The sequence below is a fragment of the Neisseria bacilliformis genome, assembly GCF_014055025.1.
Classification (GTDB): Bacteria; Pseudomonadota; Gammaproteobacteria; order Burkholderiales; family Neisseriaceae; genus Neisseria; species Neisseria bacilliformis.
Genome location: NZ_CP059571.1, coordinates 2,462,881 through 2,476,317, shown reverse-complemented (window position 1 = coordinate 2,476,317; position 13,437 = coordinate 2,462,881). Strand labels below are relative to the sequence as shown.

Annotated in this window: 15 protein-coding genes and 2 tRNA genes; 14 read left to right on the top strand and 3 right to left on the bottom strand. The window is 55.6% G+C overall.

Annotated elements, in window-relative coordinates; translation table 11 throughout:
• Positions 1-44 precede the first annotated feature (44 nt).
• On the top strand, positions 45-563 hold the full coding sequence (locus H3L91_RS12080; protein ID WP_040659237.1) for a hypothetical protein: 519 nt from the start codon (positions 45-47) through the stop codon (positions 561-563).
• A gap of 72 nt (positions 564-635) precedes the next feature.
• Here the strand turns inward: H3L91_RS12080 and ung are convergent, their stop codons facing one another.
• A complete protein-coding gene (gene ung / locus H3L91_RS12075; RefSeq protein WP_040658470.1) occupies positions 636-1,295 on the bottom strand; it encodes a uracil-DNA glycosylase in 660 nt (219 codons plus the stop codon).
• A 253-nt stretch (positions 1,296-1,548) separates the two neighbouring features.
• A complete protein-coding gene (locus H3L91_RS12070) occupies positions 1,549-2,559 on the bottom strand; it encodes a Clp protease/crotonase-like domain-containing protein (protein WP_007341276.1) in 1,011 nt (336 codons plus the stop codon).
• Here H3L91_RS12070 and H3L91_RS12065 point away from each other — a divergent pair.
• Entirely contained in the window at positions 2,527-2,796 is a 270-nt protein-coding gene (locus tag H3L91_RS12065) for a hypothetical protein (protein WP_007341275.1), read from the top strand. The two genes, H3L91_RS12070 and H3L91_RS12065, sit on opposite strands and share 33 nt — an antisense overlap.
• A 6-nt stretch (positions 2,797-2,802) precedes the next feature.
• Here H3L91_RS12065 and hemE read toward each other — a convergent pair whose 3' ends face one another.
• A complete protein-coding gene (gene hemE, locus H3L91_RS12060; protein ID WP_007341274.1) occupies positions 2,803-3,864 on the bottom strand; it encodes a uroporphyrinogen decarboxylase in 1,062 nt (353 codons plus the stop codon).
• Between the two features lie 113 nt (positions 3,865-3,977).
• Between hemE and lgt the strand changes: the two genes are divergently transcribed.
• From lgt to H3L91_RS12000, 12 genes are all read left to right on the top strand, one after another.
• Complete coding sequence (gene lgt / locus H3L91_RS12055; RefSeq protein ID WP_040658468.1) at positions 3,978-4,835, top strand: prolipoprotein diacylglyceryl transferase; 858 nt, start codon at positions 3,978-3,980, stop codon at positions 4,833-4,835.
• A 149-nt stretch (positions 4,836-4,984) separates the two neighbouring features.
• Positions 4,985-5,061: transfer RNA gene (locus tag H3L91_RS12050), tRNA-Val, on the top strand.
• 55 nt (positions 5,062-5,116) lie between these two features.
• Entirely contained in the window at positions 5,117-7,021 is a 1,905-nt protein-coding gene (gene thrS, locus H3L91_RS12045; protein ID WP_040659235.1) for a threonine--tRNA ligase, read from the top strand.
• 22 nt (positions 7,022-7,043) lie between these two features.
• A complete protein-coding gene (infC, locus tag H3L91_RS12040; protein ID WP_081458552.1) occupies positions 7,044-7,568 on the top strand; it encodes a translation initiation factor IF-3 in 525 nt (174 codons plus the stop codon).
• 134 nt (positions 7,569-7,702) lie between these two features.
• Positions 7,703-7,900: a 50S ribosomal protein L35 gene (gene rpmI, locus H3L91_RS12035; RefSeq protein ID WP_002232040.1), complete on the top strand. Its 198-nt coding sequence runs from the start codon at positions 7,703-7,705 to the stop codon at positions 7,898-7,900.
• A gap of 14 nt (positions 7,901-7,914) precedes the next feature.
• The gene (gene rplT, locus H3L91_RS12030; protein ID WP_040658440.1) at positions 7,915-8,274 is read left to right on the top strand and encodes a 50S ribosomal protein L20; all 360 of its coding nucleotides are present in this window, start codon (positions 7,915-7,917) and stop codon (positions 8,272-8,274) included.
• A gap of 215 nt (positions 8,275-8,489) precedes the next feature.
• Entirely contained in the window at positions 8,490-9,479 is a 990-nt protein-coding gene (gene pheS / locus H3L91_RS12025; RefSeq protein WP_007341268.1) for a phenylalanine--tRNA ligase subunit alpha, read from the top strand.
• A 197-nt stretch (positions 9,480-9,676) separates the two neighbouring features.
• Positions 9,677-9,898 carry a hypothetical protein gene (locus H3L91_RS12020; protein WP_007341267.1) on the top strand — a complete coding sequence of 74 codons (222 nt, stop codon included), beginning with the start codon at positions 9,677-9,679 and terminating at the stop codon, positions 9,896-9,898.
• Positions 9,899-9,916: 18 nt separating this feature from the next.
• A complete protein-coding gene (pheT, locus tag H3L91_RS12015) occupies positions 9,917-12,280 on the top strand; it encodes a phenylalanine--tRNA ligase subunit beta (RefSeq protein WP_007341266.1) in 2,364 nt (787 codons plus the stop codon).
• A gap of 67 nt (positions 12,281-12,347) precedes the next feature.
• Entirely contained in the window at positions 12,348-12,656 is a 309-nt protein-coding gene (locus H3L91_RS12010) for an integration host factor subunit alpha (protein WP_040658438.1), read from the top strand.
• A complete protein-coding gene (locus H3L91_RS12005) occupies positions 12,634-12,960 on the top strand; it encodes a hypothetical protein (protein WP_007341264.1) in 327 nt (108 codons plus the stop codon). The genes H3L91_RS12010 and H3L91_RS12005 overlap by 23 nt, the downstream gene beginning before the upstream one ends.
• A 37-nt stretch (positions 12,961-12,997) precedes the next feature.
• Positions 12,998-13,074, top strand: a tRNA-Pro gene (locus H3L91_RS12000).
• The last annotated feature ends 363 nt before the right edge of the window (positions 13,075-13,437 follow it).

The window sequence follows — 13,437 nt, the reverse complement described above, 5'->3', positions numbered from 1 at the left end:
GTGCTTTCTTTATAATGGCAGCTATTTTTTACAAAGGAATCCGCATGATGAAAACGCGCCTGCCCCTGTTTTTCGCCGTTGCCTTCGCGCTGGCAGCCTGCGGCGGCAAGGAGGCCGCCGATGCCGTGCCGCAGCCGCCCAAGCCTGAGTTTACGGTGAAGTTTCTCGATATTTCGGTGCTGGTGCCGCAGCTTCCGTTGGGCGAGCCTGCGGTTTCCGAGGCGGCGGACGGCACGAAGACCTACCGTTATCCGGTCAAGGGTTTGCCGGAGGGAAATTTTGTCGAAATCAGCGGTAAAACGCCGGAAAACATGCATACAATCAACGGGCAGTGCATGGAGCAGCCGTCGGCGGGCTGGGCGGCGGGCAGTGTCTGCCGCGAGCTGTTCGGCAAACTGGCCGCCGCCGTTACCGCCAAACCGGATGAGGTAACGGCCTATCTGCTGGAACACGCGGGTTTGCAGCCGGTGTCGGCGCAGCGCACTTATGCGGCGGTACAGGACGGGCGGTTTGTGTTCGATGTCGATAAAACGGGGATGTTTTCGCTGCGGCGGCGGCATTAGTTTTGGGATAAACCGCAGGTGTGAGGCCGTCTGAAAACCGTAAAACGGGTTTTCAGACGGCCTTTTTGTTTGCTATACCTGCCAGTCGATGGGGGTTTGGCCGTGGGCGGCGAGGTAGGCGTTGGTTTTGGAGAAGGGGTGGCTGCCGAAGAAGCCCCGGTAGGCGGAGAGGGGGGAGGGGTGGGGGGAGGTGAGGACGAGGTGGCGGCTGCGGTCGATGAACGCGCCCTTTTTTTGGGCGTGGCTGCCCCAGAGGATGAAGACGAGGTGTTCGCGCTCTTGGGCGAGGCGGCGGATGACGGTGTCGGTGAAGGTTTCCCAGCCGAGTGCGGCGTGGGAGTGGGTTTGTCCGGCGCGGACGGTGAGGACGGTGTTGAGCAGGAGCACGCCTTGTTCCGCCCAGTGTTGCAGGCAGCCGTGGGCGGGGATGGTAAAGCCGGGGAGGTCGTCGGCGAGTTCTTTGTAGATGTTTTGCAGGGAGGGGGGAACGGGGATGTTCGGGCGCACGGAGAAGGCGAGGCCGTGTGCCTGGCCTGCGCCGTGGTAGGGGTCTTGGCCGAGGATGACGGCTTTGACGGCGGCAAATTCGGTGGCTTTGAAGGCGTTGAATACGTCGGCGGCGGGGGGGTAGATTGTTTGGCCGGCGGCGCGTTCGGCGCGGACGGTGTCGAGGATGTGTCGGAAGTAGGGCTGTTGTTTTTCGGCGGCGAGGGCTTGGGTCCAAGTGTGCATGGGTTGTCCGTTCGGGTGGTTTGAGGCCGTCTGAAAAACGGGTTTTCCGTTTTGGTTGCGCCGGAACTGCGTTTTCAGACGGCCATGGGGTCTGTTGACACTCGGCTTGCGAAGCGGTTTTTTGGTAAAAAACACCCGCCTGCCGCGTCAAAAATGCCCGCAGGTGTCTAACCTTGCTGTGCTTTTTTCCTTGCATTCGGGCATTTTTTCTCAAAAAACCGCTTGCAAGCCGAGTGCCAACAGACCCCTGGGTTTACGAGAGGTGGAGGATGGATTGTTTTTCGCCGCCGTTGCCGTCGCTTTCGGTTACGTGCCAGTGGGAGTTGTCGTTGAGGGTGATCCAGCGGCGTTCTTCGGTGCGGTAGAACCATTCTTTGTCGTTTTGGTAGAAAACCTGGATGCCGCGCGCTTCGAGGATGTTGAGGATTTCGTTGGAGTGGGAGCGGGTGTCGTCGAAGTCGGTGATGGCGCGCTGCCCCATTTCGCTGTATCGGGCGTTGAGGGCGAGCAGGAGGTCGTTGGCGGTTTTGTCGAGTTCGCCGGCATTGAGGCCGATGCGGCGGGCTTCTTTGGTGAGGATGGGGTAGCCGTGCGAGGGGTAGCCGGAGTTGAGGGTTTCGGCGATGCTGCGGACGTGGACGGGGTCGTCGATGTGGTAGGAAAGCAGCTCTTCGCACAGTTTGATGGAGAGGGATTCGGCTCTGTCCACTGCGCCGATGACGAGGGGGTGGACGTAGTCGAACAGGGATTTGTAGGGGTTGGAGCCGGTGTCTTCGGTGTTTTTCTGCCAGAGTTTGACGACGCGGTTGAGTTCGTCGAGGCTGACGGAGACGCGGTCGTTGTCGCGGTCGATGGGGGAGAGGTCGTGGGTGAGGGAGGTGTCCACGGAGCTTAAATAGGCCATGGGACCCATTTGGATTTCGTCCGCGCCGATGGCCATCATGGTGGCGGCGGAGGCGCATTGCAGGGGGATGAGGCTGACCAGGCGGTTGCACCTGCTGCGGATGAGGTTGATCATGCGCAGGGCTTCTTTGCCCGAACCACCGTCGCTTTTGATGAAGAGGTAGAGTGTGTCGTGGCGGCCGGCGTGTTCGAGGATGCGGTAGAGGGCGAGTACGTCGTTGCGGTAGATGCTGCCGCCGAGGCTGTTCCAGTAGCACAAAAGCGGGGCGTTGAGGCGGTTTTCGATTTCGGCGATGATTTGCTGGGTTTCGGCAAACAGGCGCGGGGGTTGTTTGATGGCGGCGGCTTCGTTCTCGCCCATGATGTTTCCTTTGTTAACGGTTTTTGGGATGAGGCCGCTGCGGTAGCGGCGAAACGCTTTTCAGACGGCCTTTCTTTGTTTGTTACATATTATAACAACATTCAGTTATATTGTAACGGTGTTTTCGGGCGGATTTTTTGCGGGATGCGGCCGAAAGGGCGGTTGGCGGCAGGTGTTGGAAATCTGCGTAAAGGCCGTCTGAAAAACGGTTTTTCAGACGGCCTTATTCGTGATTGATGTTGTTCAGGCGTGGTATTGGCGCGAAAGTTCGTGCACCGCGTCCACCAAAATTTTGGCGTGTTCGGGGTCGGCAAACTGGCTGATGCCGTGTCCCAAGTTGAACACATGGCCGCTGCCGCTGCCGTAGTCGGCCAGAATCCGCCCCGCTTCGGCGCGGATGGCTTCGGGCGTGCCAAACAGCGCGAACGGGTCGAAATTGCCCTGCAAGGCCATTTTGCCGCCCACGCGGCGGCGGGCTTCGCCGATGTTGCACGTCCAATCCAAGCCCAGCGCGTCCGCACCCGCGTCGGCCATTTTTTCCAGCCACAGCCCGCCGCCTTTGGCAAACAGAATCACGGGCACGCGGCGGCCTTCGCTTTCGCGTTTCAAACCCGACACAATCTGTTTCATATAGCGCAGACTGAACTCTTCAAACGCCGCGTCGCTCAACACGCCGCCCCAGGTGTCGAAAATCTGCACCGCCTGTGCGCCCGCGTCGATTTGGGCGTTGAGGTAGGCGGTAACGGCCTGCGCGTTCACGTCCAAAATTTTGTGCAGCAGATCGGGGCGCGAATACATCATGGTTTTGATGGTGCGGAATTCCTTGCTGCTGCCGCCCTCAACCATATAACACGCCAGCGTGAACGGGCTGCCGGAAAAACCGATCAGCGGCACGCGGCCGTTTAAGGTGCGGCGGATGGATGACACTGCGTCAAACACATACTGCAAACGCGCCATATCGGGCACTTGCAGCTTGGCAATATCCGCCTCGTTTTGCAGCGGCCGCTCGAATTTCGGCCCCTCGCCCTCGGCAAAATACAGCCCCAAGCCCATCGCGTCGGGCACGGTGAGAATGTCGGAAAACAGAATCGCCGCATCCAAATCAAAGCGTTCGAGCGGCTGGACGGTTACTTCGGTGGCCAGTTCGGTGTTTTTGCACAAATCCAAAAAACTGCCCGCCTGTGCGCGGGTGGCTTTGTATTCGGGCAGATAGCGGCCGGCCTGGCGCATCATCCAAATCGGGGTGTATTCGACGGGCTGTTTCAACAGGGCGCGTAAAAAAGTGTCGTTTTTCAGGGGCTGCATGGCGTAATGTTTTGAAAACGGTTGAAAAGCGGGCGATTATAGCCGAAAGGCCGTCTGAAAAGCGGGTTTTGCGTATAATGCCGCCTTTTGCGTTTTCAGGAACACAGCAAAACATGATTATCCACCCGCAGTTCGACCCGGTTGCCCTGCAACTGGGGCCGCTCGCCATCCGCTGGTACGCGCTCAGCTACATCGTCGGCTTCGTGCTGTTTATGTGGCTCGGCCGATACCGCATCAAACAAGGCGGCACGCCGTTTACCGTGGAAATGCTCGACGACTTCCTCACCTGGGGCGTGCTCGGCGTGATACTCGGCGGGCGGCTCGGCTTTGTGCTGTTTTACCAGCCGGAATACTACCTCGCCCATCCGGCGGACATTGTCAAGGTATGGAACGGCGGCATGTCCTTCCACGGCGGCTTTCTCGGCGTGCTGGCGGCAAGCTGCCTGTTTGCCCGCAAAAACGGTCTCAAATGGATGCAGGTGCTCGATTTCATCGCCCCGCTCGTGCCGCTCGGCCTCGCCTCGGGGCGCATCGGCAATTTCATCAACGGCGAGTTGTGGGGGCGGATCACCGACCCCGCCGCCTTCTGGGCGATGGGTTTCCCGCAGGCCGCCGAAGCCGACGCGCGGCTGGCGGCGGGCAATGCGCAGTGGGGCGGGTGGCTCGCGCAATACGGCGCGCTGCCGCGCCACCCTTCCCAGCTTTACCAGTTCGCCCTCGAAGGCGTGCTGCTGTTCGCAATCGTGTGGTGGTTTTCAGGCAAACCGCGCCCGACGGGGCAGACCGCCATGCTGTTCCTCGCCGGTTACGGCCTGTTCCGCTTCATCGCCGAATACGCCCGCCAGCCCGACGACTACCTCGGCCTGCTGACGCTGGGGCTGTCGATGGGGCAGTGGCTCAGCCTGCCGATGCTGGTGCTGGGCGTGGCTGGCTTCGTTTGGTTCGGCAAACGCGCAAAACAGACGGCATAGTTTTCAGACGGCCTCATGATATGTTTGGGCAGCGTTTGAGGCCGTCTGAAAAACAAAATGCGGCGGCAAACAGGCAACAGGCCGTCTGAAAAACGCAAACCCGCTTGCAAACCCCGCCGCCGGTCGGTACAATCCGCGCTTTCTTATACAGGCACGTAGCTCAGTTGGTTAGAGCACCACCTTGACATGGTGGGGGTCGTTGGTTCGAGTCCAATCGTGCCTACCAGAATTCTCAAAACGGCATTTATGCCGTTATTTTTATAATGTTTCCGGAGTTTTTGATGTTGAACATTACCCTGCCCGACGGTTCCGTCCGCCAGTACGAAGCCCCTGTAACCGTGGCGCAGATTGCCGCCTCTATCGGTGCGGGCCTGGCGAAAGCGACGGTGGCGGGCAAGGTAAACGGCAGATTGGTTGACGCGTGCGACCCGATTACCGAGGATTCGACCGTTCAAATCATTACCCCGAAAGACAAAGAAGGCGTGGAAATCATCCGCCACTCCTGCGCCCACTTGGTCGGACACGCAGTCAAACAGCTCTATCCCGATGCCAAAATGGTGATCGGTCCTGTAATTGAAGACGGCTTTTATTACGACATCGCCACAGAAAAACCGTTTACGCCCGAAGATGTTGCCGCCATCGAAGCGCGCATGAAAGAGCTGATCAATCAGGATTACGATGTCGTCAAAGTGATGACACCGCGTGCCGAAACCATCAAAACTTTCCAAGATCGCGGCGAAGAATACAAACTGCGCCTGATTGAAGACATGCCCGAAGTCGAAGCGATGGGCTTGTATCATCATCAGGAATACGTCGATATGTGTCGCGGTCCCCATGTGCCGAACACCCGTTTCCTCAAAAATTTTAAGCTGACCAAACTGGCGGGCGCATACTGGCGCGGCGACAGCAACAACGAAATGCTGCAACGCATCTACGGCACGGCGTGGGCAAGCAAAGACGAATTGAAAGCCTATATCCAGCGTATCGAAGAAGCCGAAAAACGCGACCACCGCAAATTGGGCAAACAGTTGGATTTGTTCCATCTGCAAGAAGAAGCACCGGGCATGGTGTTCTGGCATCCGCGCGGTTGGGCTTTGTGGCAGGCTATCGAACAGCATATGCGCAAAGAGTTGGACGCTGCGGGCTATCGCGAAGTCAAAACCCCGCAGATTATGGACAAAACCTTCTGGGAGCGTTCCGGACACTGGGATAACTACAAAGACAATATGTTTGTTACCCAATCGGAAAAACGCGAATATGCGGTCAAACCGATGAACTGCCCCGGCCATGTCCAGATTTTCAACAACAGCCTGCGTTCCTACCGCGATCTACCCATGCGCTTGGCCGAATTCGGCTCGTGCCACCGCAATGAGCCGAGCGGTGCGCTGCACGGTTTGATGCGTGTGCGCGGCTTTGTGCAGGATGATGCCCATATTTTCTGCACCGAAGATCAGATTGTTGAAGAAGCACGCCGTTTTAACGAGCTGCTGGTGCGCATCTACAAACAATTCGGTTTCCATGATGTTGCGGTGAAATTGTCCCTGCGTCCGGAAAAGCGTGCAGGTTCAGACGACATTTGGGATAAGGCCGAACAAGGTCTGCGCGATGCGCTGACTGCCTGCGGTGTCGAATGGGAAGAGCTGCCGGGAGAGGGCGCGTTCTACGGGCCGAAAATCGAATACCACGTCAAAGATGCCATCGGCCGTTCTTGGCAGTGCGGCACGCTGCAATTGGACTTTGTTCTTCCCGAGCGTTTGGATGCTGAATACGTTACCGAAAGCAACGGCCGTGCCCGCCCTGTTATGCTGCACCGCGCTATTTTGGGTTCGCTGGAACGCTTTATCGGCATTTTGATTGAAAACCACGCCGGTTCGTTCCCGTTGTGGCTGGCACCTGTTCAAATGGTGGTCATGAATATCACCGAACATCAGGCTGATTACTGCCGCAAAGTGGTGGAAAAACTGCGTGCGGAAGGTTTCAGGGTGGAGCTGGATTTGCGTAACGAAAAAATCGGCTACAAAATCCGCGACAACAGCCAATACCGTTTCCCTTACCAAATTGTGGTGGGCGACAAGGAAAAAGAAAACGGCCAAGTGGCCGTGCGCCGCAAGGCAGAAGATTTGGGTTCTTTAAAGGTTGACGATTTTATCGCCCAATTGAAACGCGAAATCGCCGAATCTTTGTAACTAATTAATTTTTTAAAGGAGTATTACCATCGCTCAAGAACGCGAAGCACGAATCAACGGTGAAATTACCGCTAAAGAAGTGCGATTGATCAGTGGTACAGGCGAGCAGCTTGGTGTCGTATCTGTCCGTGAGGCTTTGGCTATGGCTGAAGAACAGGATGTGGATTTGGTGGAAATCTCCCCAACTGCCAAGCCTCCTGTATGCAAACTCATGGATTTTGGCAAATACAAATACCAGCAGGCCAAAAAACGCGACGAAGCCAAGAAAAACCAAAAACAGGTGCAAATCAAGGAAATCAAATTCCGTCCGGGTACGGACGAAGGTGATTACCAAATTAAAATGCGCAATATCAACCGTTTTTTGGCAGACGGCGACAAAGTGAAAGTAACCTTGCGTTTCCGTGGCCGCGAAATGGCGCACCAACAGTTGGGCGCACAGCTTTTGGAACGGGTGAAAGAGGATTTGGCCGAAGTGGCTCAAATCGAGCAGTTTCCAAAAATGGAAGGCCGCCAAATGGTGATGATGATTGCACCTAAGAAAAAATAACGTTAAAATTATAAAATTGCTCTGATTGTCGTAAGGGCATTTTTATCAGACGACAAAAAACCGTGGTGTTTTGGGTTAAGTGTTTTATGTTAAAACCCCCTGATGCCTTATCTAATAACGAACGGAGTTTTCCTATGCCTAAAATGAAAACCAAATCCAGTGCGAAAAAACGCTTTAAAGTGCTGGGTAACGGTGGTGTCAAACGCGCCCATGCGTTCAAACGCCATATTTTGACCAAAAAGACAACGAAAAACAAACGCCAACTGCGTGGTACTTCTATGGTGAACGACCGCGATTTGGCTTCCGTTGCCAAAATGTTACCCTACGCTTAAAAGGAGTTTGAACTATGCCACGCGTAAAACGCGGTGTAACCGCACGTGCCCGTCATAAAAAAGTATTAGCGTTAGCCAAAGGCTATCGCGGTCGTCGCAAAAACGTCTATCGTATTGCCAAACAGGCGGTAATGAAGGCAGGTCAGTACGCCTACCGTGACCGTCGTCAGCGCAAACGTCAGTTCCGTCAGCTTTGGATTGCCCGTATCAACGCTGGTGCGCGTGAAAACGGTCTGTCTTACAGCAAATTCATGAACGGCCTGAAACGCGCTGCGATCGAAATCGACCGCAAAGTATTGGCTGATTTGGCAGTATTCGACAAAGCTGTGTTTGCACAGTTGGTTGAAAAAGCAAAAGCCGCATTGGCAGCTTAATTTGAATTTAAAAAGGAAACTTCGGTTTCCTTTTTTTATATATTTGATTTTTTTAACGAAACCCCTGTTTTTTCAATCGGGTTTGCGATAAAATACCGCCAATTCAATATTAAACGGATTGGCCGTGATGGATTGTAAAAGGCCGTCTGAATTTTCAGACGGCCTTTTCGTTTGAATCTGTGCCCAATCTTAAACCGACAGGCGTAAAGAATCTTATGGAAAATGCAAACCGTATCGTTGCCGCAGGCATCGCCGCCATTGAAGCCGCTGCCGACCAGCAGACCCTCGAACTTGTCAAAGCCCAGTATCTCGGTAAAACCGGCGAACTGAATGCCTTGCTCAAACAGCTTGGTCAAATGTCGCCCGAAGAGCGCAAAACCGTCGGTGCGCACATCAACGAGTGCAAAAACCGCTTTCAGACGGCCTACAATGCCAAACGCGATGCGCTCAATGAAGCCAAGCTGCAAGAGCGTCTGGCCGCCGAAGCACTCGACATCACATTGCCCGGCCGCGCTCAAGAGCAGGGTGGTTTGCACCCTGTTACCCTGACTTTGCAACGCGTGGTAGAACTCTTTCACGGCATGGGTTTTGAAGTGGCCGACGGCCCAGAGATCGAAGACGATTTCCACAATTTCCAAGCCCTCAATATCCCGCAAGACCACCCCGCCCGCGCCATGCAGGATACCTTTTACGTTGAAAACGGCGACGTGCTGCGCACCCACACCTCGCCGATTCAAATCCGCTATATGCTCAACAAAAAAGAGCCGCCCATCCGCATCATTGCCCCCGGCCGCGTGTACCGCGTGGACAGCGATGCCACCCACTCGCCAATGTTCCATCAGGCCGAAGGCTTGTGGGTAGAAGAGGGCGTAACTTTCGCCGATTTGAAAGCCGTGTTTACCGATTTCATCCGCCGCTTTTTCGAACGCGATGATTTGCAAGTACGTTTCCGCCCGTCTTTCTTCCCGTTCACCGAACCGTCCGCCGAAATCGACATCATGGGCGAAAACGGCAAATGGCTGGAAGTCGGCGGCTGCGGCATGGTGCATCCCAACGTATTGAAAAACGTCAACATCGACCCCGAAAAATACACTGGTTTTGCCTTCGGCATCGGCCTCGACCGCTTCGCCATGCTGCGCTACGGCGTAAACGACTTGCGGCTGTTTTTTGACAATGATTTGGCGTTTTTGAAGCAGTTTTCTTGAAAAGGCCATCTGAAAAGTTTTCAGGCTGCCTGTTAAAGTACAAGAGCGATTCGATAGAGACGCCGGCTCCCAAATTCGCGACGCATTACGTCCTGAATTCACACAGGTTTTTAGCAAACGTTTCAGACGACCTATTCTGATGGACAGACTGACCGCCGAACAAGGCAAAAATCCGCAATTTTCAAAGGGTCGGATTTTTGGCTATATATCTGCCGGATGTTCCGGTTTCCCGAGATCAGCAGGAAGCAGAAATAAGTACTTATGAAGAAGTCAGAGAATTTTATCAGCGGCAGAATCATGAAATGCCAAAGAATATCAACGGTACAGATTTTCTGAGACCTTTGTCAGGTCTCTATAACGATTTGGCAGCATTGCTTGAAGAAGAAAATATCCAAAACAGGACAACCATCAAATTTTAAATCCGAAAGAGCAAAACCATGCAATTCTCCTACTCCTGGCTCAAAACCCAAGCCAATCCTAATCTTTCTGCCGATGAGCTTTCGCACTTGCTGACCATGTCCGGTCTGGAAGTGGAAGAGAGCGAGCCTGCTGCGCCTGCGTTTTCGGGTGTGGTGGTGGCGGAAGTAAAATCTGTTGAAAAACATCCGGATGCCGACCGTTTGAACGTAACCCAAGTTGATGCGGGTACGGGCGAGTTGGTGCAGATTGTCTGCGGTGCGCCGAATGTGCGGCCGGGCATTAAGGTGCCCTGTTCGCTGCCGGGCGCGGTGTTGCCGGGCAATTTCAAAATCAAGCCGACCAAGATGCGCGGGGTGGTATCGAACGGAATGTTGTGTTCCGCCAAAGAGTTGGGCTTGCCCGATGACGGCGTGGACGGCCTGCACATCCTGCCCGGCGATGCGCCGGTGGGCGGCAATATCCGCGATTATTTGGATTTGGACGACACGCTGTTTACGCTGAAAATCACGCCCAACCGCGCCGATTGTTTGAGCATCAAGGGCATTGCCCGCGAAGTGGCGGCGCTGACCGGCTGTGAATTTGCGTCGACTAAAATTCAGGCTGCCCCAATAGTCAGCGGCAAAACCCAGCCGGTGCGTATTGATGCGCCGGCCGACTGCGGCCGCTTTATCAGCCGCGTAATTGAAAATGTAAACGCGCAGGCCGCCACGCCCGCGTGGATGCGGCAGCGGCTGGAACGCAGCGGCATCCGCAGCATTTCGGCGCTGGTAGACATCGGCAATTATGTGATGCTGGAAATCGGCCAGCCGATGCACGTGTTTGATGCCGACAAAATTTCAGGCAGCATCATTGTGCGCCGCGCCGAAAACGGCGAAGTGTTGGCATGTTTGAACGAAAAAACCGTTACGCTCGCCGACAACACACTGGTGATTGCCGACGAAAAAGGCGCGTTGAGCATTGCGGGCATGATGGGCGGCGCGGCCAGCGCGGTTTCAGACGGCACGTGCAATATCGTGCTGGAAGCGGCGTGGTTTGCGCCCGCCGTGATTGCGGGCAAATCGCGCCAATACGGCTTCGGCTCGGATTCTTCGTTTCGCTTCGAGCGCGGCGTGGACTACCGTTTGCAAGCCGATGCCATCGAGCGCGCCACCGAATTGGTGTTGCAAATCTGCGGCGGCCAGGCGGGCGAAATGGTGGAGGCCGTGGGCGATTTGCTGCCTGAAAAACGCGTGGGCGTACGTTTGAACCGCGTAGCCAAAGTATTGGGCGTGGACATCGCCGCCGATCAGGTTGAAACCATCCTGCGCACGCTCGGTTTGCAGCCTGAAAAAACCGCCGACGGCTTTCAGACGACCTCGCCGGGCTTCCGTTTCGACATCGAAATCGAAGCCGATTTAATCGAAGAAATCGGCCGCGTGTACGGCTACGAAAACATCCCCGACGAAGCCACATCAGGCAGCCTGAAAATGCTGCCGCTGCCCGAAACCCGCCGCCCGCGCTTTGCCGTGTACAACGAAATGGCCGCGCGCGGCTACCGCGAAGTGGTCAGCTACGCCTTTGTCGATGAAGCGTGGGAATGCGATTTTGCCGCCAACGACAACTCCATCCGCCTGCAAAACCCGCTGGCAGCGCAGTATGCCGTGATGCGCTCGACGCTCATCGGCGGGCTGGTGGAAGTGTTGCAGAACAACCTCAACCGCAAGCAAAACCGCGTGCGCATTTTTGAAATCGCCCGTGTGTTCGCCAAAAACGCTGACGGCGGCTTCGCGCAAAACGAGCGCATCGGCGGCCTGTGGTACGGCGCGGCCATGCCTGAGCAGTGGGGCGAAAAAACGCGCAACGCCGATTTTTACGACATCAAGGCCGATGTGGAAAACCTGCTCAAAGGCCGCGCGGTTGAGTTTGTGAAAACAGCCCATCCCGCGCTGCACCCCGGCCGCGCCGCCAAAATTGTTTCAGACGGCCAAGCCATCGGCTTTGTCGGCGAACTGCACCCGAAATGGCTGCAAAAATACGACCTGCCGCAAGCCCCGCTGGTGTTTGAAATCGACATGGCCGCCGTGTGCCGCCGTGAAAAAACACGCTATCAGGCCGTGTCCAAATTCCAAAGTGTGCGCCGCGATCTGGCGTTTGTGCTGCCTGAAAACGTGTCATACGCCGAGCTGGAAGGCAGCCTGAAAGCCGTAAACAGCCCGCTGGTGCGGGAAATCGCGCTGTTTGACGTGTATCGCGGCGCAGGGCTGCCCGAAAACAGCAAAAGCATGGCGGTGAAAATCATCCTGCAAGACATGGAAAACACGCTCACCGACGAGGCCGTCGAACCCGTGGTGCAGCAGCTCGTGGCAGCGGCAGAGGCCGTGGGCGCACAATTGCGCGGATGAATATTCGCTTGAATCTCAAACAAAAATTGGTAAAATCCCCCAACTTGTTACAACAAAAGGTAAACACATGACTCTAACAAAAGCAGAATTGGCCGATATTTTGGTCGATAAAGTCAGCAAAGTAAGCAAAAACGATGCCAAAGAAATCGTCGAACTCTTTTTTGAGGAAATCCGCACCACGCTGGCGCGCGGCGAGGAAATCAAAATTTCCGGCTTTGGCAATTTCCAGTTGCGCGACAAGCCGCAACGACCCGGCCGCAACCCGAAAACCGGCGAGGAAGTGCCGATTACCGCCCGCCGCGTGGTAACTTTCCATGCCAGCCAGAAGCTCAAAGGCATGGTGGAGCATTACTATGACAAGCAGCGTCAACGCTAAGCTGCCCGACATTCCGGCCAGGCGTTATTTCAGCCTGGCCGAATTGTGCGAGCTCTCGCAGATCAGCCCCGCGCAGTTTGCCCAGTGGCAGCATGAGCACGGCATGGTTGTCGGCTATGGTGCGGACAAATACACCCGTGCGGATGTGGTGAAAATCAGGAAGCTGAAAGACACGTTTGCGCCGTTTGTCGACGGGTTCAACCATAACGGCTTGGACGCCGAAGGCCGCCCCGCCGCTACGGCGCAAGAGGTCGGCACCGCATTGGGCGGCCTGCTGGATAAAATCGAAAAGGCACTTGCCTAATCCGGCACGCTTCAATATAATGCGCGTCTTTCCAAGTCGGAGTGTGGCGCAGTCTGGTAGCGCACTTGCATGGGGTGCAAGGGGTCGAAGGTTCGAATCCTTTCACTCCGACCAAAATACAAACAAACAGCCGTTTCAAGCGGCTGTTTTTCTTTTTGAGGCCGTCTGAAAACATGGTTTCGTCAGTGTAGAAACCGTATTTGAAGGTTTTTCAGACGGCCTCCAACGCCAAAGTAGGGTGTGTGGCGCAGCCACGCACGCGGTTTTCGGGGTGCAGCGGAAGCTGCGTTTTCAGACGGCCTTTGGGCGGCAGGGAGCGCGTGCGTCGCCTCAGGGCGACACACCCTACGTCAGGTTCAGCATGGGCTGGTATTTTCAGACGGCCTCCGCCATTGGGTAGGGTGTGTGGCGCAAGCCACGCACGCGGTTCGGATTTAGGGAAAAGCGCGGATTGGTTGAAGCGGCAGGGAACGCGTG

Excerpts from the sequence above, each read along its gene's own strand:
- H3L91_RS12080 (WP_040659237.1), top strand. The coding sequence starts at position 45 with ATGATGAAAACGCGCCTGCCCCTGTTTTTCGCCGTTGCCTTCGCGCTG.
- ung (WP_040658470.1), bottom strand. The coding sequence starts at position 1,295 with ATGCACACTTGGACCCAAGCCCTCGCCGCCGAAAAACAACAGCCCTAC.
- H3L91_RS12070 (WP_007341276.1), bottom strand. The coding sequence starts at position 2,559 with ATGGGCGAGAACGAAGCCGCCGCCATCAAACAACCCCCGCGCCTGTTT.
- hemE (WP_007341274.1), bottom strand. The coding sequence starts at position 3,864 with ATGCAGCCCCTGAAAAACGACACTTTTTTACGCGCCCTGTTGAAACAG.
- lgt (WP_040658468.1), top strand. The coding sequence starts at position 3,978 with ATGATTATCCACCCGCAGTTCGACCCGGTTGCCCTGCAACTGGGGCCG.
- thrS (WP_040659235.1), top strand. The coding sequence starts at position 5,117 with ATGTTGAACATTACCCTGCCCGACGGTTCCGTCCGCCAGTACGAAGCC.
- rpmI (WP_002232040.1), top strand. The coding sequence starts at position 7,703 with ATGCCTAAAATGAAAACCAAATCCAGTGCGAAAAAACGCTTTAAAGTG.
- rplT (WP_040658440.1), top strand. The coding sequence starts at position 7,915 with ATGCCACGCGTAAAACGCGGTGTAACCGCACGTGCCCGTCATAAAAAA.
- pheS (WP_007341268.1), top strand. The coding sequence starts at position 8,490 with ATGGAAAATGCAAACCGTATCGTTGCCGCAGGCATCGCCGCCATTGAA.
- pheT (WP_007341266.1), top strand. The coding sequence starts at position 9,917 with ATGCAATTCTCCTACTCCTGGCTCAAAACCCAAGCCAATCCTAATCTT.
- H3L91_RS12010 (WP_040658438.1), top strand. The coding sequence starts at position 12,348 with ATGACTCTAACAAAAGCAGAATTGGCCGATATTTTGGTCGATAAAGTC.
- H3L91_RS12005 (WP_007341264.1), top strand. The coding sequence starts at position 12,634 with ATGACAAGCAGCGTCAACGCTAAGCTGCCCGACATTCCGGCCAGGCGT.